At 71.7% G+C, this 24,684-nt stretch carries 21 protein-coding genes; 14 read left to right on the plus strand and 7 right to left on the minus strand.

The window, feature by feature from the left end; all coding sequences use genetic code 11:
- Positions 1-25: 25 nt before the first annotated feature.
- From ABWO84_RS04885 to ABWO84_RS04895, 3 genes are all read right to left on the minus strand, one after another.
- Positions 26-709: a nucleoside/nucleotide kinase family protein gene (locus ABWO84_RS04885; protein ID WP_353113101.1), complete on the minus strand. Its 684-nt coding sequence runs from the start codon at positions 707-709 to the stop codon at positions 26-28.
- A gap of 16 nt (positions 710-725) precedes the next feature.
- The gene (locus ABWO84_RS04890) at positions 726-1,475 is read right to left on the minus strand and encodes a class I SAM-dependent methyltransferase (RefSeq protein ID WP_353113103.1); all 750 of its coding nucleotides are present in this window, start codon (positions 1,473-1,475) and stop codon (positions 726-728) included.
- A 148-nt stretch (positions 1,476-1,623) separates the two neighbouring features.
- Positions 1,624-2,895 carry a glutamyl-tRNA reductase gene (locus tag ABWO84_RS04895; protein ID WP_353113105.1) on the minus strand — a complete coding sequence of 424 codons (1,272 nt, stop codon included), beginning with the start codon at positions 2,893-2,895 and terminating at the stop codon, positions 1,624-1,626.
- 94 nt (positions 2,896-2,989) lie between these two features.
- On the opposite strand from ABWO84_RS04895, the gene hemE reads away from it, so the two are divergent.
- The 9 genes from hemE (at position 2,990) to hemB (ending at position 10,355) form a co-directional block, all read left to right on the plus strand.
- Positions 2,990-4,006, plus strand: coding sequence for a uroporphyrinogen decarboxylase (gene hemE / locus ABWO84_RS04900; protein WP_353113107.1), 1,017 nt, complete (start codon positions 2,990-2,992; stop codon positions 4,004-4,006).
- Positions 4,007-4,043: 37 nt separating this feature from the next.
- The gene (locus ABWO84_RS04905) at positions 4,044-5,525 is read left to right on the plus strand and encodes a protoporphyrinogen/coproporphyrinogen oxidase (protein WP_353113109.1); all 1,482 of its coding nucleotides are present in this window, start codon (positions 4,044-4,046) and stop codon (positions 5,523-5,525) included.
- 127 nt (positions 5,526-5,652) lie between these two features.
- On the plus strand, positions 5,653-6,066 hold the full coding sequence (locus ABWO84_RS04910; protein ID WP_353113111.1) for a hypothetical protein: 414 nt from the start codon (positions 5,653-5,655) through the stop codon (positions 6,064-6,066).
- Between the two features lies 1 nt (position 6,067).
- A complete protein-coding gene (locus tag ABWO84_RS04915) occupies positions 6,068-6,517 on the plus strand; it encodes a phage holin family protein (RefSeq protein ID WP_353113113.1) in 450 nt (149 codons plus the stop codon).
- Positions 6,504-6,833, plus strand: a complete 330-nt coding sequence (locus tag ABWO84_RS04920; RefSeq protein WP_353113115.1) for a hypothetical protein — start codon at positions 6,504-6,506, stop codon at positions 6,831-6,833. Before ABWO84_RS04915 ends, ABWO84_RS04920 begins: the two co-directional genes overlap by 14 nt.
- A 51-nt stretch (positions 6,834-6,884) precedes the next feature.
- Complete coding sequence (gene hemQ / locus ABWO84_RS04925; RefSeq protein WP_353113117.1) at positions 6,885-7,562, plus strand: hydrogen peroxide-dependent heme synthase; 678 nt, start codon at positions 6,885-6,887, stop codon at positions 7,560-7,562.
- 4 nt (positions 7,563-7,566) lie between these two features.
- Complete coding sequence (hemC, locus tag ABWO84_RS04930) at positions 7,567-8,553, plus strand: hydroxymethylbilane synthase (protein WP_353113119.1); 987 nt, start codon at positions 7,567-7,569, stop codon at positions 8,551-8,553.
- Positions 8,554-8,559: 6 nt separating this feature from the next.
- Entirely contained in the window at positions 8,560-9,381 is an 822-nt protein-coding gene (locus ABWO84_RS04935) for a uroporphyrinogen-III synthase (RefSeq protein ID WP_353113121.1), read from the plus strand.
- On the plus strand, positions 9,378-10,355 hold the full coding sequence (gene hemB, locus ABWO84_RS04940) for a porphobilinogen synthase (RefSeq protein ID WP_353113123.1): 978 nt from the start codon (positions 9,378-9,380) through the stop codon (positions 10,353-10,355). The genes ABWO84_RS04935 and hemB overlap by 4 nt, the downstream gene beginning before the upstream one ends.
- A 215-nt stretch (positions 10,356-10,570) precedes the next feature.
- On the opposite strand, the gene ABWO84_RS04945 is transcribed toward hemB, so the two are convergent.
- Positions 10,571-11,239, minus strand: a complete 669-nt coding sequence (locus tag ABWO84_RS04945) for a hypothetical protein (RefSeq protein ID WP_353113125.1) — start codon at positions 11,237-11,239, stop codon at positions 10,571-10,573.
- Positions 11,240-11,431: 192 nt separating this feature from the next.
- Here ABWO84_RS04945 and hemL point away from each other — a divergent pair, with 192 nt between their 5' ends.
- Complete coding sequence (gene hemL, locus ABWO84_RS04950; protein ID WP_353113127.1) at positions 11,432-12,754, plus strand: glutamate-1-semialdehyde 2,1-aminomutase; 1,323 nt, start codon at positions 11,432-11,434, stop codon at positions 12,752-12,754.
- Positions 12,755-12,890: 136 nt separating this feature from the next.
- Positions 12,891-13,340: a hypothetical protein gene (locus tag ABWO84_RS04955; protein ID WP_353113129.1), complete on the plus strand. Its 450-nt coding sequence runs from the start codon at positions 12,891-12,893 to the stop codon at positions 13,338-13,340.
- A gap of 12 nt (positions 13,341-13,352) precedes the next feature.
- Here ABWO84_RS04955 and ABWO84_RS04960 read toward each other — a convergent pair whose 3' ends face one another.
- Positions 13,353-16,220, minus strand: coding sequence for an ATP-binding cassette domain-containing protein (locus ABWO84_RS04960; RefSeq protein ID WP_353113131.1), 2,868 nt, complete (start codon positions 16,218-16,220; stop codon positions 13,353-13,355).
- A 117-nt stretch (positions 16,221-16,337) separates the two neighbouring features.
- Between ABWO84_RS04960 and ABWO84_RS04965 the strand changes: the two genes are divergently transcribed.
- Positions 16,338-17,399: an enoyl-CoA hydratase/isomerase family protein gene (locus ABWO84_RS04965; protein WP_353113133.1), complete on the plus strand. Its 1,062-nt coding sequence runs from the start codon at positions 16,338-16,340 to the stop codon at positions 17,397-17,399.
- A gap of 11 nt (positions 17,400-17,410) precedes the next feature.
- On the opposite strand, the gene ABWO84_RS04970 is transcribed toward ABWO84_RS04965, so the two are convergent.
- Entirely contained in the window at positions 17,411-18,580 is a 1,170-nt protein-coding gene (locus tag ABWO84_RS04970; protein WP_353113135.1) for a glycosyltransferase family 4 protein, read from the minus strand.
- A gap of 185 nt (positions 18,581-18,765) precedes the next feature.
- Here ABWO84_RS04970 and ABWO84_RS04975 point away from each other — a divergent pair, with 185 nt between their 5' ends.
- On the plus strand, positions 18,766-20,493 hold the full coding sequence (locus tag ABWO84_RS04975) for an ABC transporter ATP-binding protein (RefSeq protein WP_353113137.1): 1,728 nt from the start codon (positions 18,766-18,768) through the stop codon (positions 20,491-20,493).
- On the plus strand, positions 20,490-22,730 hold the full coding sequence (locus ABWO84_RS04980; RefSeq protein ID WP_353113139.1) for an ABC transporter ATP-binding protein: 2,241 nt from the start codon (positions 20,490-20,492) through the stop codon (positions 22,728-22,730). The genes ABWO84_RS04975 and ABWO84_RS04980 overlap by 4 nt, the downstream gene beginning before the upstream one ends.
- A gap of 105 nt (positions 22,731-22,835) precedes the next feature.
- Here ABWO84_RS04980 and ABWO84_RS04985 read toward each other — a convergent pair whose 3' ends face one another.
- Positions 22,836-24,653: a D-alanyl-D-alanine carboxypeptidase family protein gene (locus ABWO84_RS04985; RefSeq protein ID WP_353113141.1), complete on the minus strand. Its 1,818-nt coding sequence runs from the start codon at positions 24,651-24,653 to the stop codon at positions 22,836-22,838.
- Positions 24,654-24,684: the final 31 nt, after the last annotated feature.

Here is a 24,684-nt window from a genome sequence, read left to right on the forward strand (position 1 = left end):
GGGACGAGAAGCGCCCGGTCCCGACTCAAGAGGACGCGCCGGACCGGGGCCCGGTCTGCAGGTGTGGTCGTGCCAGTTCCGTGTTGTCGATGACCCAGTCGGCGTGCGATCGGGGATCCGCCTCCTGCAGATACAGCCGCTGTCCGTGCACGTAGCGGTGATTCGACGCGGCTTCGGGGTCCGAGTCATGCCGACCTGCGAAGCGTGCGTTCCCACGCGGCACGCTGACGGCGAAGGGCACCTCGAGCCAGACGCTCGCGTCCCAGACGTCGATGAGCTCGGGGCGGTGCAGGAAGATCCCGTCGACGAGCACGATTCCGCAGGGAGGCACCGTCACAGGATCTATGCTGACCGGCTCGTCCCGGGCGACGTCCCAGATCGCCGGCGTGATCGGAGCGCCGCGTCGCAGCGGTCCGACGACACAGCGTCGGAACTCCGGATACCGGTAGGAGCCGCGGTAGAACCCCTCCGGGCCGGGGCCGGATTCACGGCGGATGTGCCTGGGGTGGTGGAAGCCGTCGATGCTGACCTGGACGAGAGGCCGACCGAGCGTGGTCCGAGCGTGCTCCGCGATCTCGTCGGACAGATGCGACTTGCCTGCACCGTCGAAACCGTCGAGGGCGATCAGCGCACGCGCGTCCGGGCGTACCTGCTGCATCTCATCCCAGAGGCGAGACACGACCTGCCGTCGTTCGTCAGATGCGGTCATGGCGCGGGCCTGGAGCTCAGGCGTCCGACTCGCAGATGCAGAGCTGTATCGACGAGTCCGCGGTGAAGGGGGTGCGATCCCAGCCGCCGAAGCGCTCGACCAGCCGGAGGCCGCCGTGTCCCAGGAGCACGGGCAGCTCCCGGGGGAAGATGCTCCGCACCTCGAGCGACACCTTCTGGAAGTCGGGCTCGGAGTCCGTGGAGAACCACCACGTTCCGCGGGTCACCTGCGCGGCGGCGTCGTAGGCGTCGGCGACGTCGACGCGGACGTCGCCGCGGTCCGGATCGGTGAAAGAGGTGCGCGGTCGTCGTGCCCCGTCGGCGTCGGCGAGGATCCGGACGTTCGGGGCGAAGACATCGAACGCGAACCGCCCGCCAGGCGCGAGGTGCCGCCTGACGGCGCGGAAGCACTGCACGATGTCGTCGGCCTCGTGCAGATGCAGCAGTGCGTTGGCCGCGATGAAGATGAGGTCGAACTCGCCGTCCAGGTCGAAGTCGCGCATGTCGCCGTGCCGCCACTCGACGGACACGCCGCGCTCCTCGGCCTTCCGGTGCGCCTCGGCCAGCATGTCCGGCGACAGGTCGAGGCCGACGCTCCGGTGCCCATCGGCCGCGATCGGGATCAGCTTGTGCCCCGTGCCGCATCCGAGTTCGAGCACGCGTCCGCCCCTGCCGTCGGCTTCGGCGCGGTAGAAGTCGACGGCGGCCTTGCTCGCCGGAAACAGCAGGTCGTACAGCCTCGCGTCCGAGTACAGCTCCTGGGTCATCGCGCCTCCCCGCAGGCCCATGGTCTCACGGTCGGCGAACGCGCCGAACCGTTGGGTGCGCGAAAAGGCAGCTCCCGAGGGCCTATGGGATGCGTTTCCGATCTCCGCACGAGCTGGAGCAGCGGGGACGGGGTCCGGGCGGGAGGAGTCAGGCGGAGGCGGAGGACGCGGAGGGCGGCTCGGGGGAGAGGCCGTAGAGGGTCGCCAGCGCCGCGACGAACTCGTCCGCACGCCCGTCGGCGGCGAGCTCGTGTGCGCGCGTCGTCGGCGTGTGCAGCAGGACGCCGGCGAGGTGGCGCATCGCCTGCTCGACCCGTCCATCGTCGTCTCCGCGGCGGCGGGCCCGGTCGATCTCGGCCTCGAGCAGCGCGAAGATGTGCGAGCGCAGAGCGACGACGGCCGGTGTGACGCCCTGACGGTCGCCCACTTCGTTGAAGCTCTCGGCCGCGGCGCGCACGATCGACCGTGCGGCGTCGGTGGCCTGCAGCTCCTCGAGCGGGGCGTGCAGGCGGATCGTCTCCAGGTCGAGCAGGGCCACGCCGTCGAGTTGCGCCACGGCGGGGTCGACGTTGCGGGGCATCCCCAGGTCGATGACGAGCTGCCCCGGGGCGGCGGCGCCCATCGGGCATCCCGAGGCGGTCGCGGCGACCGGGCGGTGCAGGTGCACGGGGCCGAGCACGGGCTCGGTCGCCGAGGTGCAGGTGATGAGCAGGGTGGCCGAGCGCGCCGCGGCGGGGTAGTCCTCGGCAGCGCGGATGCCGTGCTTCTTGGCGAAGGCCGCGGCACGTCCCGACGGGGAGTGCACAGTGATGTCGACGGCGCCGCGCTCGCGCAGCGTGGCGAGGGTCACCGCGGCGTAGGCCCCGGTGCCGACGAGCAGCACGCGCTCCGCCGACCAGTCGGCGATGCGGCTGTCCGCGAGTTCGAGGGCGAGACGCACGAGCGACCGTCCCGCCCGCGAGAGCGCGGTGTCGTTCTTCACACGGCGCTGCGCCTGGCTCGCACGCTGGAACAGGCGTTCCAGCTCGGGCGAGGTCGTGCCGTCCTTGCGGGCGTCGGTCAGCGCGCGGCGCACCTGCCCGGCGATCTCGCCCTCTCCGGAGACCACCGACTCGAGACCGGATGCCACGGAGAAGAGGTGCTCCGGAACGCGCCGACCCGTGAGCGTGCGGGAAGAGCCGTCGAGTTCGGCCTCGGGGATGCCGAGGGCCTGCGCGACCGCATCCCGCACCTCCTCCGCGCCGATCCCGGCGTCGTCGGTCTCGACGTACGCCTCGAAGCGGTTGCACGTCGCGAGAACGACGGCGCCCTGGGCTCCTGCGCCGATCAGCGCGGGGGCGACGGTTTCGGGGGTGCGGCTGAGGCGTTCGAGCAGTTCGAAGGAAGCGGTCTTGTGACTCGCCGTGACGCAGAGCAGCACCCTGAGAGTGTACCGAGCGCGGCTTATGGGCTTCCTGGGTGCGCTCGCGCCCCGTGCATAGGGGGCGCATAGGCGGGGGTGGGATCATGGCGGCATGACTGACCTGCTGCGCGCGCTCGCCGGGGAGACCCCGGAGAAGACCCCCGTCTGGTTCATGAGGCAGGCAGGCCGCTCGCTCCCCGAGTACCGCGAGCTGCGGGTCGGCACCCGGATGCTGGACGCCTGCCTCACTCCAGAGCTCGCCGCCGAGATCACGCTGCAGCCGGTGCGCCGTCACGGCGTCGACGCGGCGGTGTTCTTCAGCGACATCGTCATCCCGCTGCGGCTGGCCGGCGTCGAGGTCGAGATCGAGCCGGGCCGCGGGCCCGTGTTCGCCGATCCGGTGCGCACGGCGGCCGACGTCGACCGGCTCACCGCGATCGACCCCGCCTCCCTCGACGGTGAGGCGATCGCCGCGGCCGTGCGCCTGACCGTCGCCGAGCTCGGGGAGACCCCGCTCATCGGCTTCGCCGGGGCCCCCTTCACGCTCGCCGCCTATCTCGTGGAGGGCGGCCCGTCGAAGGAGCACCTGCGCGCTCGCGCGATGATGCACGCCGACCCGGAGGCTTGGAACCGCCTCGCCGGGTGGTTGGCGCGCGTGTCGCGCCGCTTCCTCGAGATCCAGCGCGACGCGGGGGCATCCGTCGTGCAGCTCTTCGACTCCTGGGCGGGGTCGCTGTCGCCCGCCGACTATCGCGCCTTCGTCGCTCCGCACTCCCGGGCGGCTCTGGACGGCATCGGGCTCCCCGCGATCCACTTCGGCGTCGGCACCGGGCCGTTCCTCCCCGACATGCGGCTCGACGGGGTCGCCGACGCGGTGGGCGTGGACTGGCGGATGCCCCTCGACGAGGCCGTGGGTCTCCTCGGCCCCGACGTCGCGGTGCAGGGGAACATCGACCCCGCGCTGCTGCAGGCGCCCTGGGAGGTGCTCGCGGCGCATGTGCGCGACGTGATCGATCGCGGACGCGGCGCGCGCGGCCACATCCTCAACCTCGGCCACGGCGTGCCGCCGGAGACCGACCCCGACCAGTTGACCCGCATCGTCGCCCTCGCCCACGGCGAGCAGGACTGACCGGGTCGTCGCCGAGCCCCCGCATCGGAGAGCGCGCATGACCGAAGAACAGATCCCCGAGCTCGCCGCCCGCGCAGCCGAGCAGCACGTCGTCGTGATCGGCGGAGGCATCGGCGGGCTGATCGCCGCGCGCGAGTGCGCGAAGGTGGGCATGCCGGTGACCGTGCTCGAGGCCGCGGACGTGCTCGGCGGCGCGATCCGGCGCGCCGAGATCGACGGCCTCGTGGTGGACGCCGGGGCGGAGAGCTTCGCGACGCGCGGTGGCCACGTCCGCCGGCTCATCGCCGACCTCGGTCTCGCCGATCGGATCGTCGTCCCCGAGGGCGACGGTGCCTGGCTGGACGGCATCCCGGGCGTCGGGGCGGCCCCGTTGCCCACGGGCGGCATCCTCGGCATCCCGCAGAACCCCTTCGCGGAGGACGTGCGCCGCATCATCGGCTGGGGCGGCGTGTGGCGCGCCTACCTCGACCGGCTGCGCCCCCCGATGACGATCGGTCACACGCAGAGCCTCGGAAAACTGGTCAGCACCCGGATGGGCGCCAAGGTGCGCGATCGTCTGGTCGCGCCGGTCACCGCGGGCGTGTACTCGGCGCATCCGGACGACGTGGACGTCGAGGCGGCGGCGCCGGGGCTCGGCGCCGCCCTCACCAGCGCCGGATCGCTGTCGGGCGCCGTGGCGACACTGCTCGCCGAGCGGGAGGAGCGCGCCGAGCGCGCGGGCAGGCCCCCCGGCGCGGCGGTCGCAGGGCTGCGCGGCGGGATGGGCGTGCTCGTCGACGCGCTGCGCGGTGAGCTCGAGGCGCTCGGCGCCGGCCTCCGCACCGGCTGCGAGGTCGTCGGCCTGCGGCGCGAGGCGGACGGGTGGACCGTGACGGTCTCGTCCGCGGATCCGGAGACGGGCGAGCCCGTCGCCGAGGAGGTCCCCGCCACCGGCATCGTGCTCGCGACCTCCGAGCCGGCCGCGCGGACGCTGCTGGGCGAGCTCGCCCCGGATGCCGGCGAGCCGGCGGCCGCTCCGGAGATCGAGATCGTCACCCTCGTGCTCGACGCCCCCGAGCTCGCCGTGGCGCCGCGCGGGTCCGGTGTGCTGACGGTGCCGGGGAGCCGCACCGCCAAGGCGCTCACACACTCCACCGCGAAATGGGGATGGCTGCGCGAGGACGCCGCCGGTCGCCAGGTGGTGCGGGTGTCGTTCGGCAGCCAGGGGGAGCCTGCCGCGACGGCGGGGCTGGGCGATGAGGAGGCTGCCGCGCTCGCCCTCTCCGAGGCCTCCTCGATGCTGGGCGCGAGCCTGCGCGCGGAGCAGTTGAGGGGGGCGCACCGCGCGCGATTCGTGCAGTCGCAGCCCGCGTCGATGATCGGCGCGCGGGAGCGGCGGCTGCGGGCGCGCGCCGCCGTGCGGACTGTGCCGGGCCTCGTGGCCGTCGGGGCGTGGCTGGCCGGCACGGGCCTCGCCCAGGTCGTGCCCGATGCGATCGCGGAGACCGATCGCCTGCGTCGCGCGCTGCTGTTCGGCTGAGCACGTGCTCCGCGGGTGGCCGCCGGATGAACGTAGATGCCGAAAACGGCATACAGGGTTACGCTGGTAACCGGTCGTCGCGCACGAGCGGCAGGCGACTGGGCCGAAACGACCGTGAGGAGGCCCCATGAAGGGGAAGATCGGACTCGTCGTAGGACTCGGCGTGGGGTACGTCCTCGGCACGAGAGCCGGGCGTGAGCGCTATGAGCAGATCAAGACCCAGTGGCTGAAGGTCTGGCACCTCGACCCGGTGCAGCAGCAGGTCGCGAAGGTGCAGGACTTCGCCAAGTCCACCGCGGCGGCCGTGCCGCAGGCGGCCTGGAACGGCGTGGTCAAGGCGATCAAGGCGGCGTCCGGATCCGGCACGCCGGGCCAGCGCCTCGACGCGACGATCGACACCGCGAAGGAGGCGGCCGAGGACGTCGCCGATGCGGTCGAGGACGCCGTCGAGAAGAAGCCGGCCGCCAAGAAGCCCGCCGCCAAGAAGCCCGCAGCGAAGAAGCCGGCGGCGAAGAAGCCCGCCGCGAAGAACGGCGAGTGACATGGCGCGCGGATATCGGGATCGCGCGGACGACAGCCTGCTGACACTGCTGGGAGACCTGCCCGACCTCGTCTCCAACCTGGTCAAGGCCGAGATCGACGCGGCGAAGGCCTGGGTGGCGAAGACGTCGAAGGACGCGGGCATCAGCGCCGGCTGGTTCCTCATCGCGCTCTTCTTCCTGTTCTGGGCGGTGCCAGTCGTGCTGGTGTTCGCGATCGCCGGGCTGTCGTCCTGGTGGCCCGTGTGGCTGTCGGCGCTGGCCGTTCTCGGCCTGCTGATCCTCGCGGTGGCGCTGTTCGTGCTGCTCGGGGTGCTGCGGTTCCGCAAGGTGATCAAGCGGGACAACCCCGCACAGGCCGTGGAGGAGGACCTCCGGATCCTGCGCGGACGCGGAGACGAGGCCCGCCGGGCCGAAGACGTACGTCGGGAGGCGCACGATGACGAGTTCTGAGCAGCCCGGCCGGCCCGCCCAGCGGGCGCAGGACCCCGTGCGGAAGGCGCCCTACGGGCCGGTCCCGCGCACCGCCGTGCCCGCCGGCATCGACGATCCGGTCGCCTCGGCGCGCGCCGAGCTCAAGGCGGCCCTGGCGGCCATCGAGCAGAAGGCGAACGTGCCGCGCCGGGTGGAGCAGGCCTCGCAGCGGGGCCTCGTGCGCGCCAGGGCGTTCGCCCGCCGCAACCCCGCCGGAGCCGTGCTCGCGGTCGTGGGCATCGCCGCGGCGGTCGGCGGCGCCGTCTGGGTGATCGCCCGCGCGGTCTCGCGCTGATCCGGCGACTCCCGGTTCGCCCTCTCCCGAGGGAAGGGGCAGACTGGGAGCATGCCTGAAGAGAGCGAAGTCAGCCCGTCCGGTTTCACACTCTGGGCCGTGTGGCGGCGCAATCCCGATGCCACGACGCCCGATGCCGACGCGACCGAGGTCGAGGCGATCGTCGGCCACATCGAGGACTCCGGCGTCACCGTCCGGGGCTTCTACGACGTCAGCGGTCTCCGCGCCGACGCCGACCTCATGGTCTGGCTGCACGGCGACACCGCCGAGGAACTGCAGCTCGCCCTGCGCCGGCTGCGCCGTACCGACCTGCTGCGCCCGCTGATCCCGGTCTGGAACGCGATGGGCGTGCACCGCGACGCGGAGTTCAACCGCCAGCACGTCCCCGGCTTCCTCCGCGGCGTCGAGCCCAAGCAGTGGCTCTGCCTCTACCCGTTCGTGCGCAGCCACGAGTGGTATCTGCTGCCCGATGAGGACCGTGGACGGATGCTGGCCGAGCACGGCCGCAAGGGCGCCGCGCACACCGGCGTCATCGCGAACACGGTCGCCTCCTTCGCCCTCGGCGACTATGAGTGGCTGCTTCCGCTGGAGGCCGATGACGTGATCGAGCTCGTCGACCTCATGCGCGACCTGCGGTACACGGACGCCCGTCGCCACGTGCGCCTCGAGGTGCCGTTCTACACGGGGCGCCGTCTGCGGATCGACGAGATCCCCGACGTCCTGCAGTGATCGCATGAGCACTGCGATCCGTCTCGGAACCCGCCGCAGCGCGCTCGCGCAGGCGCAGTCCGGTCATGTCGCCGCGGCGCTGGAGAAGATCTCCGGACGTCCGGTCGAGCTCGTGCCGATCGTATCGGAGGGCGACACGAACCGCGCGTCCCTCTCCGAGATCGGCGGCCAGGGGGTCTTCGCCAACCGCCTGCGCGAGGCGCTCGCCGCGGGGGAGTGCGACATCCTGGTCCACTCCCTGAAGGATCTCCCCACCGCCGAGGTGGAGGGCATCGTCATCGCGGCGACCCCGCCCCGCGTGGATGCCCGCGACGTGGCCATCACCCGCAGCGGCACCCCGCTGCATCTCCTGCACCGTGGTGCGACAGTCGGCACCGGAGCCCCGCGGCGCGTGGCGCAGGTGCGCATCCGCGCCCCGCACGCCGAGGTGGTCGACATCCGCGGCAACGTCGACTCCCGCCTGGAACGCGTCGCCTCGGGCCAGCTCGACGCCGTGATCCTCGCCGCCGCGGGCCTCTCGCGGCTCGGCGCGGACAACCCGCTGCGTCGCGAGGAGCTCGGGCTCACCGAGTGGCCGACCGCCCCGGGGCAGGGGGCCCTGGCCGTGGAGGTGAGGACGGATGCACCCGCCGCGCTGCGCGAGAGCCTCGCCGCACTCGATGACGACGCCACCCGGATCGCGGTGACCGTCGAGCGTGCGATCCTGGCCGGTCTGGACGCCGGATGCCAGGCGCCGATGGCGGCGCACGCGGTGCTGAGCGGCGGCGAACTCCGCGTCCGTGCCGTCGTCTACGCGCCGGACGGGGGGCGCCGGATCGGGCTCGACGTCACGGAATCCCTGAACGGGGGGTATATTCGACGGAACGGCAGTGGCAATGGGGCGGATGCTGCCGATGGTGCAGACCCGATGCACGCGATGCGCGCATTTGGCATGTCTGTGGCGCATCGGCTGCTCGAACAGGGGGCGGCCGACCTCCTTCCGCGAGAGTGATGCTCAATGACTGCTTCCGAATCCACCGAGACCGGGCCGGTTCCGGCCGGGCCTGGCAAGCCGCTGGCCGGCTGGCGCGTCCTCGTGCCGCGCGGCGGTCCCTGGGGTGACGGCGTCGCGGCGAGCCTGCGCACGCAGGGCGCCGTGCCCGTGGTCGCCCCGCTCATCAACTTCGCGCCGACCACCGACCAGGAGACGCTCGATGCGGCTTTCGCGCGCCTGACCGCGGGCGAGTACGACTGGGTGACGATCACGAGCGCGACGACCGTCGACGTGCTCTTCGCGCAGCGGGTGGAGATCCCGCGCGGCACGAAGATCGCCGCCGTCGGCGAGACCACGGCCGCCGCACTGCTGGCGGTCGGCTACGAGGTCGCGCTCGTTCCCGAGACGGACAACTCGGCGGCGGGCATGGCGGAGCAGATGATCGCTCTCGAGCCCGAGCCGCGCCGCATCCTCACGCTCCGCAGCGAGATCGCGAAGCCGGTGCTCACCGACCTGCTCGCTCAGGCGGGGCACAAGGTCGACAGCGTCGTCGCCTATCGCACGGTCGGCGTCCCGGTGACCGAGCGGATCCATCGCGACGTGCTCAACGGTCGCATCAACGCGATCCTCATCACCAGCGGCTCGGTCGCCCGACAGGTGCGCGAGCAGTTCCCGGAGATCCCCGACACGACCCTGCTCGCCGCGATCGGGCCGCGTACCGCCGAAGACGCACGCAAGGCGGGCCTGCCGATCTGGGCCGTCGCCGACAAGCAGACGGTCGACGCGCTGATCGAGGTCGTCTCGCACTTCACCCTTCCGCACGCCGCCGACGAGTTCGCGCCGTGAGCGGCGGATTCCCGGACGTCCGCCTGCGCCGTCTGAGGCAGTCGGCGCCGGTGCGCTCCCTCGTGCGCGAGACCTCGCTGGAGGCGAGACAGCTCGTCCTGCCGATGTTCGTCCGCGAGGGGCTGAGCGCCGCCGCACCGATCGGTTCGATGCCCGGCGTGGTGCAGCATTCCCTCGACTCGCTGCGCGCCGCCGCCGTCGAGGCCGCGGAGGTCGGGGTCGGAGGCGTCATGCTCTTCGGCGTGCCCGCGGTGCGTGATGCCCGCGGCTCCGGGGCCGACGATCCCCGCGGCATCCTCAACGTCGCGACCGAGGCGCTCGCCGCGGAGGTCGGCGATGCGCTGGTCGTGCAGACCGACCTGTGCCTCGACGAGTTCACCGACCACGGGCACTGCGGCGTGCTCGCCTCCGACGGCTCGGTCGACAACGACGCGACGCTCGAGCGTTACGCGGCCATGGCGCTGGCGCAGGCGCGCGCCGGATCGCGGCTGCTCGGGCTCTCCGGGATGATGGACGGCCAGGTCGCGCACCTCCGGCACGCCCTCGACGCCGAAGGGTTCGCCGACACGATCCTCCTGGCCTACGCGGCCAAGTACGCGAGCGCGTTCTACGGCCCCTTCCGGGAGGCCGTGGATTCGCAGCTGCAGGGCGACCGCCGCACCTACCAGCTCGATCCGGGCAACCGTCGAGAGGGCGTGCGGGAGGCGCTGGCGGACGAGGCCGAGGGCGCCGACATCGTGATGGTCAAGCCCGCGATGGCGTTCCTCGACGTCGTGCGCGAGGTGCGCGACGCCGTGAGCGTGCCCGTGTGGGCGTATCAGGTGTCCGGGGAGTACGCGATGATCGAGGCCGCCGCCGCGAACGGCTGGATCGATCGCCGCGGTGCCGTGCTCGAATCCCTCCTGTCGATCCGCCGCGCCGGCGCCGACGCGGTGCTCACGTACTGGGCGACCGACGTCGCCCGCTGGCTCTAGACGGGCCAGATCCGGCGCCTCGCGTCCGGAGCCCGGGTGCCACCGTCCTGCGTCCGGGATCTGGGCCTCCTGTGCCCCGGCGCGCCGTCTGCCTGCGCCGTCTATTCGTCACAAAGTCCCGGAATGCGAGCTGAATTCCGGGACTTTGTGACGAATAGACGGTCCGGTGTGGGAGGGATGAGCTGGGGCGGAACGGGAGGCAGCCCGGGTGGAGGCTAGGGCCTGCCCCATGTCGTGAGGCTCAGGTCCAGATAAGGCAAGCTGTCCCGCGGAAGCACGGCTGTGCACACGACGTGCGCGTCCACCCGGAATCCCACCGCATAGACGAAGGGGTCGGTGTCGATGTGCACGGCAGTACGCTCCTCGCCGTCGACGATGATGGCGGATCCCGATACGGCGGTCCCCCTCGCTTTCCACTCGTCGCTCGTCGCCGGACCCGCCGGGAGGCCGAGTTGCTCGCGAAAGCTGTTGCTCAGGACGTGGTCGGTGTGGTCCACGAGCTGCTGCGCGAGCGAATGCCGCTCATGGTCGGGTGACGCGTGCCACGCGGTGCGGACGGCTTCCCACAGCATCGGATATCGGAACAGCCGAGCCTGTTCGGCCAACCAGGCCGGGCGACCCCACGGGGGCTCCTCCTCGATGGCTCGGCGCGTCCGCTCATCCAGTTCGACCTCGTTCCGCGGGTCGGAGTGGTCATCCGGGTAGCGCCAGAGGGTGTAGCTGAACTGCACCGACAGCTCTTCTGTGCCCGAGGCCCCGGTGCTCTCAGCGAATCCGGCGATCGGCATGCGGGTGACCGATGCCTGCGGTCGCAGTTGAAAGACCGGGAACATGACAGATCGCAGCCGGGCTTCGGACGCGATTCCCGGGTCGGGGGCATCCATGGGCAACACTCCGCCGTGCTCCATGGACCCAGCCTGGCCCCTCCGCGTCCGCGTCCCGCGTCTATTCGTCACAAAGTCCCGGAATTCGCCCTGGATACCGGGACTTTGTGACGAATAGACGGGATGGACCGGGTCGGAAGCGCCGCCCGGAAGCGCCAGGAGCCGCATAGGCGGGGGCCGTAGCCTGGGAGTATGACCGACCGGAACGATGCCCTGTTCGACGCTGCCCGCGCGGTGATCCCCGGAGGGGTGAACTCCCCGGTGCGCGCTTACGGGTCCGTCGGGGGCACGCCGCGCTTCCTCGCATCCGCCCGCGGCGCGCGGGTGACCGATGCGGCCGGGGGAGAGTACGTCGACCTCGTCGCCTCATGGGGGCCGGCGCTGCTCGGGCATGCGCATCCGCAGGTCGTCACCGCCGTGCAGGATGCCGCGACCCGCGGCCTGTCCTTCGGCGCCCCGACCGAGGGCGAGGTCGAGCTTGCCGCGCTCATCGCGGATCGTGTGCGCCACGGAGAGACCCGCCCCGTGGAGCGCGTGCGCCTGGTGTCGACCGGCACCGAGGCGACCATGACCGCGATCCGTCTCGCACGCGGCGCGACGGGCCGTGACCTGCTGGTGAAGTTCGCCGGGCACTATCACGGGCACTCCGACGGGCTGCTCGCGGCGGCGGGGTCGGGCGTCGCCACCCTCGCACTCCCCGGCTCGGCCGGCGTGCCGGCCCCGATCGCGGCGCAGACCCTCGTGATCGACTACAACGACCCGGACGCCCTCGCCGCGGTCTTCGCGGAGCACGGGGAGCGGATCGCGGCCGTCATCGTGGAGGCCTCCTCGGCGAACATGGGCGTCGTCCCTCCGCTGCCGGGCTTCAACCGGCTGATCGCCGAGACCGCCCACGCCCACGGCGCGCTGACGATCCTCGACGAGGTGCTCACCGGTTTCCGAGTGCACCCGGCGGGCTTCTGGGGTCTCCAGCAGGCGGCGGGCGAGGAGTATCTGCCCGACATCATCACGTTCGGCAAGGTGGTCGGCGGGGGCATGCCTCTCGCCGCACTCGGCGGGCGGGCGGAGGTCATGGACCTGCTGGCCCCGCTCGGCCCGGTGTATCAGGCGGGGACGCTCTCGGGGAATCCGCTCTCCGTCGCGGCGGGACTCGCGACCCTGCGCCTCGCCACCCCGGACGTCTACGCGGTGGTCGACGCAGCGGCGGCGCGCGTGGCGGGCGCCCTCGACCGCGCACTGACCGACGCCGGCGTGGTGCACGCGGTGCCCCGGGCCGGAAACCTGTTCGGCGTGGTCTTCGCCCCCGAGACGCCTCGCGACTACGCGCAGGCCCAGGCGCAGGAGTCGTTCCGGTACGCGCCGTTCTTCCACGCGATGCGCGAGGCGGGCGTGGCGCTTCCGCCCAGCGTGTTCGAGGCCTGGTTCCTCACCGCCGCGCACACCGAGGACGACCTCCTGCGGATCGAGCGCGCCCTCCCCGCCGCAGCCGCCGCGGCGGCATCCGCGACCCCCTGAGTCTCGGGCATCCGGTCCGCGGAGCGCGAAACGCACCTCTGTGGCCCGCATGGCATGCGTTCCTGCGCTTTCACCGAGTTGAGACACGAGCGCGATACGCAGGGAACTCCGGGCTGAGCGCTGGCAGACTGGACGCATGGTGACGTTGCTCCTCGATCAGACGCAGCTCGAGGTCGTGCTGTCGCCGATCGAGCGGGCCGCCACGTTCCATCGGGAGAACCTGCGGATCGAGCGCGACACGATCGTCAAGGTGCAGCTCACCGGCGACGCCTGGACCTGGCTGCGCGGGGTTCCCGGTCCGGGCACCCACATCCCGGGCGTGCTCGCCGCCGGCACCTGGAAGGCCGCCGCGACGACCGACTTCGCGCTGATCCGCCGCCGCCGTCCCAGCGTGGTCATCGACCTCGAGGGCGATGAGACCTACCAGCGCCTGATCCTGACGACCCGGCACGGCCTCGCGCTCACGCAGGCCCTGCGGCTGGAGGTCTCCGAAGAGGCCGCCGACGTCGTCGAGATCGCCTCCACGGCGCCGATCCCGGTGCAGAAAGGCGGGAAGCGCCCGGTCATCCGGCCGCGTCCCGCCTGACCCGCTCGGCGCTCAGTCGCGGTGCTCGTCGCCGCGGTCCTCGTCCTGCTCGCCGTCCTCGGGCTTCGGGACCGTGTCGATGACGTGGGTCGCGTCGGTGAGCGGGGTCTTCGGGAGCGACCACGGGTTGCCCTCGCTCTGCTCATCGCGCTGCCCGTAGGGGTAGGCGGGGGCCGGGTCCTCGAAGTACGCCTTGGCGGCGGCGGCGATGGATGCCCGCATCGCGTCCATGCGCGGATCCTCGTCGCCGCCCTCGGCCGGCGCCTCCTCAGCGGAGTCCTCCTGCTCGGGCTCGTCCGACTGCTCGGAGGCCGGAATCCCGGTGATCAGCTCGGTGAAGGTCGGCTCGCGCGTCTCGGAGGGCACGGAGATCGCCTGCGTCGCGAAGGGCAGCACGGTCGACTCGTCCTCGGGGGCGCGCTCGATGCTCTCGGCCTCGGGCGTCTCCTCGGCGGAGTCCTCGTTCCGCTCCGGATCCGAGTCGTGCTCCTCGGCGCCGGGCTCGTCGGTGTCGGTGGCCTCGGCGACGGGCTCGTCGTGCGTCGGCTCGTTCTCCACGAACTCGTCGTGCGCCTCGGCGGGCTCAGGCGACTCCTCCTCGGAGACGGCTTCGTCGGCGGACACCGGAGTGCCGCTGACCACCACGGGCATGATGCCCGTGACGACGTCGTCGACCACGTCATCCGAGTCGGAGTCGTCGCTCGATGCGCCGGGGAAGAGGCCTATGCCGTTGCTCACGGCGCCGAACTCGGGGGAGGCCGAGATCACCGGGATCGTGACCGTCGCCGGACCGAACAGGCCGGCGATCGGAGCCTCGCCCGCGGGCTGATCGTCATCGGGAGCGCCGTGCTCGTCGGACGAGGAGGCGGAATCGGCGTTCCGCGTTTCGTCGATCGGCAGGTCCGGCCACGGGGATGTTCCGGGCGTCGTCTCGTCGTCCTGAGGGGTCGTGATCGGCTGCTCGCCGGATGCCTGGCCGTGCTCGTCGCCGTCGTGCTCCGCGGAGGTCTGCTCGTCGTGCCCTGCAGCGTCATCCGCGGACGCCTCGTCGGCGTCGACCGCGTCGTGCTCGTCTCCGTGCTCGTCGGAGTCGCCGGCCTCGGATGCGTCGTCGGCGTCGACCGCGTCGTCCGCATCGTCGTGGTCGTGGCCTTCGTCGTCGTGGCCTTCGTCGCCGTGTTCGGTCGTCGCATCGTCGGAGCCGTGGTCTCCGGAGACCTGCTCGTCGGAGCCGCGTCCGAGATCTTCGGCGTCATGCTCGTCCGACCGGTGGTCCTCGGATCCGTATCCCTGGTCGTCGGAGCCCTTCTCGTGCTCGTCGGACGCGTGGTCCTCGGAATCCTGCCCGTCGGCGTCGTGGACGACGTCCTCCGCGAGGGCAGAGTCGTCGGCGACGAGACCCCCCACGTCCTGCCCGTGCTCCTCGGGGGCGTGCTCGGCCGCGTCGTCGCCGGGGGCGTGCTCGTCGTGGTCGCCATCTGCGGCCTGCTCGTCTGCGCCGTGCCCGTGGTCGTCGGCCGGACGGTCCGCCTCGTCGGCGCCGTCCTCGGCGGAGCTCTCGGACCCCGTGTCCGCAGGCTGATCCTCGAAACCGTGCTCCTCGAAGCCGTGCTCCTCGAAACCGTGCTCGGTCGACGCATCGCCCGACGCGTCCGCCTCCTCGGTCTGCTGCTCGGTCTCCACGCTCGCTTCGTGCTGTCCGGGCTCGCCGATCTCGTCGGTCTCCTCGCTCGGGTCGGTCGTGCCCTCGGCGGAGAAGGAGTCTCCGTCGAGGTCGGTGCCGGTCCCGGCATCCTCCTCGACGGCGCCGGGCGCGGCGCCGAACAGCCCCGCGCCGCCGATCGCCGCCGCCGCTGCTGCGGTCGCGGCCGCCGCAGCGGAGCCGTCGGCGTCCTTCTGCTCGTCGTCGGTCTCCGGCTGCTCCTCCTCGGGAGCCGTCTGCTCGTCCGCGGTCTCTGCGACGGGGGCCGGACGCGCGATCTCGGGGCGGCGGCCGTACACGAGGTCGAGGAAGACCTCCTCCAGGCTGGGGCCGCGCTGCTGCAGCACGGTCAGCGCGATCCCGGCCTGCGCGGCGAGGGCGCCGACCGTCGCGGCGTCCGAGCCCCGAACCGTGATGCCGGAGCGCAGCGTGTCGAAGTCGAGTCCGGCGGCGGCGATCGCGGCTCGCAGCGCGCCGCGGTCCTCGGCGTCCACGATCACGGCGCCGGTGGTGGGGTCGGAGAGCGTGTCGATGCCTCCGGCGTAGACGGCACGGCCCTTCGCGAGGACCAGCACGTCGTCGGCGACCTGCTCCACCTCGCTGAGCACATGCGAGGAGACGAGCACGGTGCGCCCCTCGTCGGCCAGACGCCGCATGAGCAGGCGCATCCATCGGATGCCCTCGGGGTCGAGTCCGTTGGCCGGCTCGTCGAGCACCAGCGCGCCCGGGTCGCCGAGCAGTGCGCCCGCGACGCTCAGGCGCTGACGCATGCCGAGCGAGAAGGTGCCGATGCGGGTGTCCGCGTCGTTCTGCAGCCCGACCAGCGCGAGCACCTCGGCCACCCGTGAGGCCGGCAGGCCGTTGGCCTTCGCCGCGATCTGCAGCTGGCGCTCGGCGGTGCGCCGCGGCCGGTACACGGGGTCCTCCAGCACGAAGCCGACCGTGCGCAGCGGATGCCGCAGTTCGGAGTACGGCACGCCGCCGATCGTCGCGGTGCCGGACGTGGCGCGCAGATCCCCCGTGAGGATGCGGAGCGTCGTGGTCTTGCCCGCGCCGTTGGGGCCGAGAAGGCCCGTCACCGCGCCGGGTGAGACGCGGGCCGAGAAATCGGCGAGAGCGGTGACATCGCCGTAGCGCTTCGTGACTCGTGTGAACTCGAGCACCTGTCCGTCGGGCATCGGTGACCTCTCCTACTGCCTACTGATCCGTCTATTCTGTCGGAAAAGCCGGTTCGGCACGCATTTTCCGTGCCGCGGCGCAGGATGGCGTCGGTGTGGAGAGGTAGCCTGGCTGACGTGACAGCGTCGCCCGAAGCATCCCGTGTCCTCGTCCGCACCGAGAACTCGCTCGGCCGGATCACCCTCGACAGGCCCGAGGCGATCAACGCCCTCGACGTCGGGATGATCCGCGACATCACGGCGGCACTCGACGCGTGGCGCGACGACAGCGACATCCAGACGGTGCTCATCGACGGCGCGGGCGAGCGCGGACTGTGCGCGGGCGGCGACGTCCGTGCCCTCTACGAGATGGTCACGGCGGGCCGCGCCGCGGAGGCCGCGGAGTTCTTCCGCGCCGAGTACGCGATGAACGCGGCGATCGCGGAGTATCCGAAGCCGATCGTGGCCTTCGCCGACGGGATCACCATGGGCGGCGGCATCGGCCTGGCCGGGCACGCGGCGATCCGCATCGTGACCGAGCGCTCGCGCCTCGCGATGCCGGAGACCCGAATCGGTTTCACCCCCGACGTCGGGGGCACCTGGCTGCTGGGGCGCGCGCCGGGCCGCCTCGGCGAGTACTTCGGGCTCACCGGGGCGCACATGTCGGGCGCCGACGCGATCCACAACGGCTTCGCCGACTACTTCGTCCCCTCCGAGCGGCTCGACGCGTTGCGCGAGGCGCTCGCCTACCGCGCCGACCCCGGCAGCCCCAGTGAGCTCGTCCTCCTCTTCGACGAGACTCCCGAGCCCTCGGCGCTGCCCGCGTCGCAGGGATGGATCGACGAGGCGTTCTCCGCACCGACCGTCGGTGAGATCGTCGAGCGTCTCCGTGCCGCGGGGATCCCGGATGCCGCGGCGGCCGCCGACGCCCTGGAGGAGCTCGCGCCCACCGGCCTCGCCGTCACGCTCGACGCCGTCCGCGAGGCGCGGATGATGAGCGGCGTGCGCGAGGCCCTGGCGGGGGAGTACCGCCGCGTGATGTGGTTCATCCTCAACCATCCCGATCTCGTCGAGGGGATCAGGGCACAGGTCGTCGACAAGGACCGGCAGCCGAAGTGGCAGCCAGCCACCGTCGCGGAGCTTCCGGACGACGCCGGAGCAGGGGCGAGGGCGTTCGTGCCGCAGCCCGCGCTGTTCTGAGCGGGCCCCGGTCAGACCGAGGCGATGATCTCCCGCAGCCGTGCGACGTGCGCGGACGGCTGGCGGTCGCGCGCATAGGCGGTCGCCGCCTCGCGGTGCGGGGCGAGCCGGTCGCGGTCGGCCGCGAGCTCGACGACCAGGTCGGCGAGTCCCCGGGCGTCCGGGGTCGGGGTGCCGAGAGCCGCCGGGCCGAACTCGCCGGCGAGCACCGGGTCGCTGACGATCACGGGGCGCCCGTGCGCGAAGGCCTCGAGGGCCACCATCGGCTGGTTGTCGAAGCCGAGCGAGGTGATGAGCACGGCGTCGGATCCGTCCATCAGCTCCCCGACGCGCTCGCCGGAGACCGGACCGTGGAACTCGACCCCCGGCAGCGGGCGGTGGGCGCCGCCGGCGACGTCGAGGCGCACGCGGCCCGCGCCGAGCTCCGCATCGACCAGCCGCATCGCGTCGAGCGCCACCTCGAGACGCTTCTCGGGGGCGAAGCGGGCGACCCAGAGCAGCCGGAGCGGCCCCTCCGAAACGGGGTCGGCGAGGCGCAGCGGCTGCGCGACGTTCGAGAAGGCCTCGACGCGGCCGGCGCCCGCGCGGCGCAGCGCCTCGGCCTGATGCGCCGAGGGGGAGAGCACCACGTCGGCGCGCTCGGCGATGCGCAGCGTCATCGTGCGCAGCGCATCGTTGATCCGGCTGCTCCCGGTGCTGCGCCGGCCGGTGCGGATGCCGGTGAGCGCGCGATGCACGCGGCCGACGAGCGGCGCGAACGGCGCGAGGGCCGACGGGGCGCGCCAGAAGAAGGTGTGCACCGTGTGCAGCACGGGGACGCCGAGCTCCCGCCCCACGGCGAGGCAGGCCGCGGCGAGGGCGAACTCCGAGTGGACGACGATCGCCCCGACGCGATGACGGCGCACGGTGGCGGCGATCAGCGGCTCCAGGTCGCGCGCGCCGCCGAGCAGGGGCAGGTCGAGCACGGGGATGGTGCCGCGGCGCGCGGGGGAGATGAGGACGGCGTGCTCCAGGGCTCCGGTCCTCGCGGCGTCCGCATCGGGCGCGAGCACGACCACCCGCACGCCCTCCGACGCCAGAGCCTCGGCCTGCCGGAGGAACGCGGTCTGCGCGCCGCCCAGATACTTCAGCGAGTAGTCGCAGACCAGCAGCACGGCGTCGTTCTCGCTCAGCTCACCCACCCTCGAAGTCTAGGAGGGCGCGGCTGGGCGAACGGCGCGCGAGGAGGAAGACACCGGGGCGACACGCCCGAGCGTTTCGCTGTGAGCGAAGGTTTTATCACACCTGATGTGAATGTCGGCGGGTCATGGCACTCTATGACGTGGCCCTCTGCCGGGAGGGCCGACTACCGTGAAGGATTCCGCCTGTGCTGGGAAAACTCCTCGTCCGATATCTCACTCGTTACTGGTGGCTGCTGCTCATCGTCGTCGTGCTGCAGTTCGCCAGCGTCATGGCGTCTCTCAACCTGCCTGAGATCAACGCCGACATCATCAACAACGGCGTCGCGAAGGCCGACATCGGCTACATCTGGGCCCGCGGCGGGTTCATGCTGCTCGTGTCGCTCGGCCAGATCGTCGCCTCGATCATCGCGACCCTGTTCGCCGCCAGGATGGCGATGGCCGTCGGTCGCGACATCCGCGCCGATGTGTTCTCGCGCGTCAGCGGTTTCTCCGAGCGCGAGGTCTCGCAGTTCGGGGCCGGGTCGCTGATCACCAGGAACACCAACGACGTGCAGCAGGTGCAGATGCTCGCGATGATGGGCGCGACGATGTTCGTCACCGCGCCGCTGCTCGCCATCGGCGGCATCATCAAGGCGGTGCAGACCGACCTGGGCCTGAGCTGGCTGATCGCGGTCTCGGTGCCGCTGCTGCTGATCATCGCCGTGGTCATCATCGGCCGCATGGTGCCGCTGTTCCGCGCCAACCAGCGCAAGATCGACGACGTCAACCGCATCATGCGCGAGCAGCTCACCGGCGTGCGCGTCGTGCGCGCGTTCGTGCGCGAGCGCATCGAGGAGCGCCGGTTCCGCGAGGTCAACACCGACCTGATGGTGCTCGGACGGAACATCGGCTCGCTGTTCGTGCTGATGTTCCCGCTGTTCATGCTGGTGCTCAACGTCGCCGTGGTCGCGGTCATCTGGTTCGGCGGGATCGAGATCAACGCCGGCCATGCCGAGACCGGCACGATCTTCGCGTTCATGCAGTACATCGGCCAGATCATGATGGGCGTCATCATGTCCAGCTTCATGGCGATGATGATCCCGCGCGCCGCGGTCTCGGCCGAGCGCGTGGGCGAGGTGCTCGGCGCCGAGTCGACGCTGGCGCGGCCCGAGAACGGCGTGCGCGAGTTCCCGACGCCCGGTGCGGTCGTGTTCGACGACGTTGAGTTCACCTACCCGGGTGCGGAGGCGCCGGTGCTCACGGGCATCAGCTTCCGGGCCGAGCCGGGCGAGACCGTCGCGATCATCGGATCGACGGGATCGGGGAAGACCACCCTGGTCTCCCTCATCCCCCGCCTGTTCGACGTCACCGGAGGATCGGTCGGCGTCGGCGGTGTCGATGTGCGCGAGGCCGACCTCGATGCGCTCTGGAAGAGCATCGGGCTGATCCCCCAGCGTCCGTTCCTGTTCACGGGGACGGTGGCCTCCAACCTGCGCTACGGGCGCGAGGACGCCACCGACGAGGAGCTGTGGAAGGCGCTCGAGATCGCCCAGGGGCGCGACTTCGTCGAGGAGATGCCTGAAGGGCTGAACTCGCGCATCGCGCAGGGCGGCACGAACGTCTCGGGCGGGCAGCGGCAGCGGCTGGCGATCGCCCGCGCGATCGTGCACCAGCCGAGCATCCTCGTCTTCGACGACTCGTTCTCGGCGCTCGACCTCACCACCGATGCCCGTCTGAGACAGGCGTTGTGGCGCGAGCTGCCGGAGGTCACGAAGATCGTCGTCGCACAGCGCGTGTCGACCATCACGGATGCCGATCGCATCGTCGTGCTCGAGGACGGCGCCGTGGTCGGCGTCGGAACCCATGAGGAGCTGCTCGTGTCGAGCACCACGTACAAGGAGATCGTCGAGTCGCAGCTGGGGGTGGACGCATGAGCGCGGAAGACCGCAAGCAGGCCCGCAAGGACCGTGTGGCTGCCGCACGAGGTGGCGCCGCGACCGCCGAGGTCGAGATGACCGAGGCCGAGAAGGAAGAAGCCGCGCAGGCCGAGAAGGCGCGCCAGGACGGCGGCGGCATGTTCGACGGCCCCGCGCCGGGCAAGGCCGACCGGTTCGGCCCGAGCTTCAAGCGCATGATCGGGCTGCTCAGGCCGTCCGCCTGGTGGTTCGCGCTGGTGTCGCTGTTCGGTGCGATCGGCGTGGTGCTCTCGGTGGCCGCGCCGAAGATCCTCGGACAGGCGACCAACATCGTCTACGAGGGCTTCATCTCAAAGCAGCTGGGGGACAACGGCTTCCCGGTGGGCACGAGCCGGGAGCAGGTCGTCGAGGCGCTGCGCTCTGCCGGTCAGGGCACCTTCGCCGACATGGTCGGGGCGATGGATCCCTTCAAGGTCGGCGACGGCGTGAACTTCGAGTCGCTGCGCTGGATCATCGTCGCGGTGCTGGCGATCTACGTCCTCTCCTCCGTGTTGAGCTGGCTGCAGGGCTACGTGATCAATGTGATCATGGTGCGCACGATGTGGCGCCTGCGTGAGGACGTCGAGGCCAAGATCAACCGCCTGCCGCTGTCGTACTTCGACAAGGTGCAGCGTGGTGAGCTGATCTCGCGGGTCACGAACGATATCGACAACATCACCCAGACCATGCAGCAGTCGCTGTCCGGGGCGCTCACGTCGATCCTCACCGTGGTCGGCGTGCTCGTGATGATGTTCTCGATCTCGTGGCAGCTCGCGCTGGTCGCGCTGGTGTCGCTGCCGCTGATGGGCATCATCTTCGGCGTGATCGGCCCGCGGTCGCAGAAGGCCTTCGGCGTCCAGTGGCGCAAGGTCGGCCGTCTGAACGCCCGTGTCGAGGAGGCCTTCTCCGGCCACGCCCTCGTCAAGGTGTTCGGTCGCGAGCAGGATGCGCTGGACAACTTCCAGGTCGAGAACGAGGAGCTGTTCCAGGCGAGCTTCAAGGCGCAGTTCCTGTCGGGCATCATCATGCCGGCCATGACCTTCGTCGGGAACCTGCAGTACGTCGGCATCGCGGTGCTCGGCGGCATGATGGTCGCCAACGGCGGTCTCCGGCTCGGCGACGTGCAGGCGTTCATCCAGTACTCGCAGCAGTTCAGCCAGCCGCTCAGCGAGCTGGGCGGCATGGCGGCGGTCGTGCAGTCCGGTACGGCCTCGGCCGAGCGCGTGTTCGACTTCCTGGACGCCGATGAGCAGGACCCGGATGCGGAGGACGCGCCCACCGTCGACGGCGGCCGCGGTGTGATCGAGTTCGACCACGTGGCGTTCTCCTACACCGAGGACCGTCCGCTGATCACCGACCTGTCCTTCCGGGTGGAGCCCGGGCAGACGGTCGCGATCGTCGGCCCGACCGGTGCCGGCAAGACGACGCTGGTGAATCTCATCATGCGGTTCTACGAACTGAGCGGCGGCCGCATCCTGCTCGACGGGCAGGACATCGCCGAGATGACCCGCGAGGATCTGCGTCGTCGCACCGGCATGGTGCTGCAGGACCCGTGGCTGTTCGCCGGGACCATCCGGGACAACATCCGCTACGGCAACGAGTCGGCGACCGATGAGGAGATCATCACGGCGGCGTCGGCGACCTATGTCGACCGGTTCGTGCACTCGCTCCCCGAGGGCTACGACACCAAGCTCGACGAGGACGCGTCCAACGTCTCCGCCGGTGAACGGCAGCTGATCACGATCGCCCGTGCGTTCGTCGCCCAGCCGTCGATCCTGATCCTCGACGAGGCGACGTCGGCGGTCGACACACGCACCGAGCTGCTGTTGCAGCACGCCATGGCGGCGCTGCGCCAGGGTCGCACGTCGTTCGTGATCGCGCACCGTCTCTCGACGATCCGCGACGCCGACCTCATCCTCGTGATGGAGCACGGCGACATCGTCGAGAAGGGCAGCCACGACGAGCTCATCGCTGCCAAGGGCGCCTACTGGCGGCTGTACCAGTCGCAGTTCGAGCAGGCCGCGGCCGACATCGACGCCGAGGAGGCCCTCACCGGCTCCACTCCGGTGGTCGTGACGGGCGAGGCGGACGACGTCGCCGAGGCGGTCGCCGCCGCTGCGACCGGCGCCGTGCCCGTGGCCGTCGCGGGGACCGCGCGCGATGCGGGCACCGAGGGCGCCGAGGGCGAGGAACCCGAAGGGTCCGATCGGGCCTGACCGCCGAGAAGCGCCCGTCCTCCTCGTGAGGGCGGGCGCTTCCGCGTCTCCGGACCCGGGCGGATCGGCCGTCGGGTCGGGCCGTCGGAGCGATCCGGGGAACGGTCAGTCCAGGCCGAACAGCTGCATCGGGTGGGTCAGTCGCCACCACGGACTGGGGCCTTCCACCTGGGAGCGCAGCGACACCGACGTCTCCGCGCTGCCGAGCGGGCCGGTGGTCGTCAGCGTGCCGGTCTTCGCGCCCTTCGTCCAGGCGTCCCCGAGGGACAGGTCGCTCTTGGCCGTCGCCGTCGCGCCGTTCCAGAGCGCCACCTTCGCATCGGTGTCGGTGACGATGTCGCTGCGCGCGCCCCACTCGGTGGTGAGCGTGCCCACCACGGTGCCCTTGGGCACGGCGGGGGTCTGCGAGGCCAGCGCCTTCTCCACCTCGGCGAAGAGCGCGCGGGTCGCATCGACACGGGCGTCGTCGTCATGCTGTCCGAGCACCGCGGCGAACAGCCGCACCGTCTTCCCGTCGACCGTGATGTCCTTCGCGGTCAGCAGGTTCCACGACTTCCCGAGGGTGCCCGTCTTGATCCCGACGACGCCTTCATCCTCGGCGAGCAGGCGGTTGGTGTTCTTGACCACTCCGGCGCCGGGGAGCTCGACCTGCGGCGTGCCGACGATGTCGGCGAAGACCTGATTGCGCATCGCGAGCTCGCCCAGGGTGATGAGGTCGGAGGCGCTCGCGACATTCCGGGAATCGAAGCCCGACGGGTTCGGCAGCGAGATGTCCCCGAGACCGTGGTCCCGCAGCCACTTCGCCGAGGCATCGGCGAAAGCCCCCTCGGAGCCCCAGATCTCGCGGGAGAGACGGTCGATGTAGTTGTTGGCCGAGCCGAGGAGCACGCCCTCCAGCATCTGATGCTCGGTGAGGCTGCCGCCCGCCGGGACGTCGAGGGCCGACTGGTCGGACCGCCGGTACTGCCAGTACTTCAGGGAGTCCTGCCGGGTGAAGGCGTAGGAGGGTCCCTCCTCGCCGGGCTTGAGCGGCAGCGCGTCGAGCACCATCAGGCTCGACGCCACCTTGCTGATGCTCGCGATCGGCTCACGGTCGCCGCCGGACGACGCCGTGCCCATGCCCTGCACCCCGACCGCGGCGCTGCCGGAGGTCGGCCAGGCGAGGCTCGCCGCAGCGGCGGGGGCGATCTCCACCTTCGCGGCCGTCACCGTCGGGGCGACGTTGTCGAGCGGCCACAGTAGCGTCGACCCGCAGTACGCGGCGGCGAGGGCCACGACGAAGAGCGTCGGCACGAGCACGCGCGCACGCAGCCACCCCGGACGCAGGCGGGCATCGGCGAGTAGATCGGGTCCTTCCGCCTCGGTCGGGGCCGCGCCGAATTCGATCGGGATCGATCCGGTGCTCACCGACTCCGCATCGATCCAGGTCAGCGCCGAGGCGCCGCGGCCTTCCGTGACCCATTGCGCATCCGGTCGGGCAGGGGCCTCGGCGAACCCGATCTCGGCGAGCTCCTGATCGAGGGAGGCCGTGAGGTGCGTCGGCGTCGGCGGCTCCCCGCCTTCGCCGTCGGACGGTGGCGCGGCGACATCCTCCAGGAGAGGGGCGGCGTCCCGCTCGCGAAGCGCGGCGGAGGGGGCGGGTTCCGTCGAGGCGGTGGGGGAAGGGGCCGTCGCGTCGGTGTCGGAGATCGCGGGCGGTGATGCCTCAGCGTCCGCTTCGGGGCGGGGGATCGCCGGCGGATCCTCGTCGGCACCCGGGCCGGGCATGGCCACCGAGGCCGGTTCGGAGGACGGCTCCGGCGCCGTGGCCGTCTCCGTCTCCGCCCCGGATCCGGTGGGCGACGGCGCGTCGGCCTCCGGGCGCGACGAGGCGTCGGCTTCTCCCCGCGGCCTCTCCGGAGCTCCCGGATCCTCGATGGTCACCCGCTCACGTTACCCAATCCGACCCGGGAAA

The sequence above is a fragment of the Microbacterium sp. genome (assembly GCF_040394595.1).
In the GTDB taxonomy this organism is placed as follows: domain Bacteria; phylum Actinomycetota; class Actinomycetes; order Actinomycetales; family Microbacteriaceae; genus Microbacterium.